The sequence below is a fragment of the Bacillota bacterium genome (assembly GCA_024655925.1).
Taxonomy (GTDB): Bacteria; Bacillota; DTU025; order DTU025; family JANLFS01; genus JANLFS01.
The window spans coordinates 1-4,063 of record JANLFS010000159.1 but is presented as its reverse complement, the minus strand read 5'-3'; the positions used below and the strand labels follow the sequence as shown (position 1 = coordinate 4,063).

Here is a 4,063-nt window from a genome sequence, read left to right as displayed (position 1 = left end):
ACCTTGTCGTCAGGGCAATGACGTCCGTTCTCACGAGACTCGGCATCACTGGGCTGGCTTCCTCTGCGGATATCAACGGGTATCTAGCCGGCCCGGCACCTTTTGCTGCCTCGGATTTCGCGGGATAGGGGATGGTCGCGGCGCCTGTTCGGTAATACGCGCGGAGACCTTCTCTTACCCACGGCGGGGCGGGAAGGCTCTTGAGCTCCGGGAAGAACCTGACGAAAGGCCCCTGGTCGGACGAAGCGTACGAGAGAGGCTCCTGCCCCCTCCAACCCAGGGGGGCCACGGTACACGTCACGGACGGCCCCAATCCCAATCCGGCCGAAACCACTGCCAGCGCGATGCAACTGACAAGAACCAGGCGCGGTCGCAACACGTCCATATCCCTCCCCACGAGAATGCGGGTCGGCGACTCATCGCTATCTCGCGGAATATGTATTCCCCATATAGATGGCATTTTCCTTCTCAGGCAGATCAGTGCCAAGTAGGGCACATCATGTCACTTCCACAGGGAACATCGCAGGCTCCGGCGGAGTCTACACCAGGTGAGGGGCACCCGCGGGAACGGGAGGAGTAGTAATGCACAGAACAGGGCTCGAAGCTCCAGTCTCGGTTGAAAGGATAGTTGTCCCCACGCGTGTGGGGGTGAACCGACTGGTTGTCATGATTCTCTTGGTGGGGTTACTTGGGGCGGGGTGTGCGCCGGGGGTTCTCGTGTTCGGGAGCATCTCTGGTTGGGCGTACAAAGACTCGCAGGCCCTTTCCCTTGATGGTGAAGCCGTTGAGAAGATTGTGATCATGGCGGAGCAGACGAAGAGTGCGACTTACTCGCCTCTGCAGGGAGCCACAGTGTTGGTTCAGGGGCCGACGTCCACTCAGGTTACCACCAACAGTAGCGGGTACTTCTCTGCTACATCTCTACGTCCCGGCAGCTACAAGGTCACTGTTTACCACCCACAGTACGTCGATTGGCTCGAGGTGCACTGCACAGTATTTCCCGGTTTGGACACGTACGTAGGTACAAGGGTTCTGGGTTCTCTGCATATCCTCACAATCGGCATCAATGAATACGAAGGAGATCCTAGCAACCGCCTCAGGTTCGCGGTAGCCGATGCGATCGCCGCCCGCGACAGCCTCTATTACGGGAATTTCTTGGCGGGTCAATATGTGCAATTGACCGACACCCAAGCCAAAAAACTAGACATAATAAAGGCCATACAGGTGGTGGGCTCGCGAACTAACGCGAATGATACATTCATCATGTTCTATTCCGGACATGGGGCACAGGATGGATCCATCTCACCTGCGCATGAGTACATTATTGCCCAAGACCTCGAGCGAATATCCGACGAGGAATTGAGCACCTGGATCTCCTTATATGTGAATGCGGGACGTAGGATATTCGTATTCGATTCCTGCTACTCCGGTGGGATGTTCCAGTCCCTCGACTTCGGCAAGAACCTCAAGCGTTCCACCGGATTTGAGGTCATGGCGAAGAACTTGTCGCAGGCTGGGAACATTGTCATAACGGCGTCTGCGAAGAACGAGGTGTCCTGGGAAGACGGAGCGCTTGGAAGAGGCGTCTTCTCGTACTACTTCACCCAGGGGTTTGACCAGCGGATCGTGTCTGGAGGCAAGCAATACTGCGTGGCAGACGCCGACCGTAACGACCTGGTCGATGCTACGGAGATTTACAATTACGTCAGGGACCAGATGCGAGCATACTTCGGAGGCTTGCCGCCGTATCCGCAGAACCCCCAGATCTACTACGGTCCCCCTGGCAGTCAGATGAACGCGTATCTGTATAGAATCCCCAGGTAACGGCGGCGATAGTGGCAGTAATTCTTCGCTTGTGATACAAATGACTTGAGACCTCGAATACCGGCGCCCGAGGCGCCGGCCTTTCCGTTTGGGAGTCTGGAGGTGCTCTGACTGTCGAAGAGACTGGCGAGTATTCTTCTTCTGCTCATAATCTCCAGCTCACTCGCCGGGTGTCTCAAGCCGAGACCGAAATCTGTCGTCACCATTACCGGTGTTGTAGACAGCTTGGTCACTGGGCAGCCGATCAAAGGGGCCCGGGTTGCGCTAGGCTCCCGGATAGCGTGGACAGACAGTCAGGGATCGTACGCACTCCAGAGGGTACCCGTCGTTGCTGGGACCGTAACCATGTACTTCTCTGCCCCGGGGCACAAGAGCACTCTCAGGAAGATAGATGTTGTCCCGAATGCAGAGTATGAGGTATGTGTGAGCCTCGCGGGCTCCACAGCGACGGGCCCCGGAAACATTGAAGTGTGGGGACTAGCCACTCTGAGTAACGCCTACACCCCGCCCACGGTTGCCGGTCTTAAGGCACCGAGGGTGAGGCGATCTCAGCCCCTCGCGGGACCTGACCCGGAGTATCAGTTCGCCAGGCCCGACGCCATCATCGTCGTACCAAGACCGGGGTCGAAGCATGCGGCGGCGGCCGCGGACGTGAACGCTGCCGGGGCTCGGGTGGTCAGGAGTTCGCCACTCTCAGGATACATCCTGGTAAGCATACCAGAAGGGAGATCTGCAGAGGAATTTGCCCAGGAACTCGGCAGGCTCCCGTGGGTCGACACTGCCTACCCTGACAACGTGGTATGGGCGCTTGGAGGCCCGGTTGAACCGAACGACCCGGGATACACCCAGCAATGGCACTACCGGGCGATAAGCTTGCCCCAGGCGTGGGGCGTGACGGTTGGATTCGAAAGACCCGTTACAGTGGCAGTCATCGATACCGGGGTCAGACCCGAGCATCCTGACCTTCAGGGGCGGCTGGATCTCGCGAACGCGCGGGACTTCGTGGACAACGACTACGACCCTACGGATGAACCAAGTGCGGGGCGCGCAAGTCACGGAACCCACGTGGCCGGGACCATTGGCGCCGCTACCTCCAACGGGATTGGGGTGGCGGGGGTAAGCTGGGGAGCTACGATCCTGCCCATACGAGTGCTCCGCCCTGACGGCAGTGGAAGCGAGTCTCTCGTGGCAGACGGGATCAACTGGGCCATAAGCCGCGGGGCCAGTGTCATCAATCTGAGCCTCGGACAGCCGAGTTTTCCCCCGCTCGGGTCGGTGGGCAACACCGCCCTTGAGCGCGCAGAGAGCCAGGGAATCGTGGTCGTGGCCGCGGCCGGGAACACGGGAACGTCCGGTGTGTGGTGGCCGGCCGCTCACCCGACTACGATAGCGGTTGGCGCCGTGGGGAGGCAGTTGCAAAAGGCGAGCTACTCTACCACAGGCCCGGAATTGGATGTCGCTGCCCCTGGGGGTGCCTGCGGTAACGATCAGTTCCCCGGGACGGGAGATCCAGAAGATAGAATATTCAGCACATACTACATGCCGGGCGATTCCGCCCAGTACGGGTACATGCAAGGCACGTCGATGGCCACTCCTCACGTCTCTGGGGTCGTGGCGCTCATGCTTTCAAAGCTTGGCCCGATGGCCCCGGCCGAGGTAAGGGATCTCATCCAAATGACCTCAATGGATGACCCAGGCGTGCCCGGTTGGGATCCAGACTACGGACACGGAATCGTGAACGCCTACGCCGCTGTGACCGCATCCACTATGGACCGGGCGATATTCGCGCTCGTGGATGAGGAAGGAGAATTGCAGAGCGCTGCGGACTACGGAGGGCGGGACAGGAGCTTCAGCGTCCCGTGCGCACTTCCCGGCGTTCATTCTCTCTTTGGCTGGCTGGATGTGAACGAGAACGGAGTGGTGGATGACGGCGATTACGTTGGGCTTCAGAGAGGAGTCGAGGTGACCTCCCCAGGCCCGCTCTTCGTGCCACTGTTCAAGCTTCGGTACTTCAACAACCTCTGGCCGACCGAAGACCTGCAGCTGATCTCGAAAATCGACGTGGCCGCCCTCCTGGCGGGGTCCAACGCCCGTGTGAGAGTCAGACGCATAAGATAGCAGGCCGGTGGGCTGTCGAGGGAAGCCCCGCTTGGCCCTCCGGCTCTTCCGCTGATCCCTCCCACACCACCAGACTACGCGGCGTCGGGAGCCCCCGCCTTCAGGCGTGGGGAGGAGACGC

The 4,063-nt window shown here is 59.7% G+C and carries 3 protein-coding genes; 2 read left to right on the top strand and 1 reads right to left on the bottom strand.

Features of this window, described 5'->3' with window-relative positions:
* Window positions 1-379: hypothetical protein (locus NUW23_15255; GenBank protein ID MCR4427516.1), on the bottom strand; the 379-nt coding region annotated here is incomplete at its 3' end.
* A gap of 203 nt (window positions 380-582) precedes the next feature.
* Between NUW23_15255 and NUW23_15250 the strand changes: the two genes are divergently transcribed.
* Window positions 583-1,824 carry a caspase family protein gene (locus NUW23_15250; protein ID MCR4427515.1) on the top strand — a complete coding sequence of 414 codons (1,242 nt, stop codon included), beginning with the start codon at window positions 583-585 and terminating at the stop codon, window positions 1,822-1,824.
* 225 nt (window positions 1,825-2,049) lie between these two features.
* On the top strand, window positions 2,050-3,942 hold the full coding sequence (locus NUW23_15245) for a S8 family serine peptidase (GenBank protein ID MCR4427514.1): 1,893 nt from the start codon (window positions 2,050-2,052) through the stop codon (window positions 3,940-3,942).
* Window positions 3,943-4,063 lie beyond the last annotated feature (121 nt).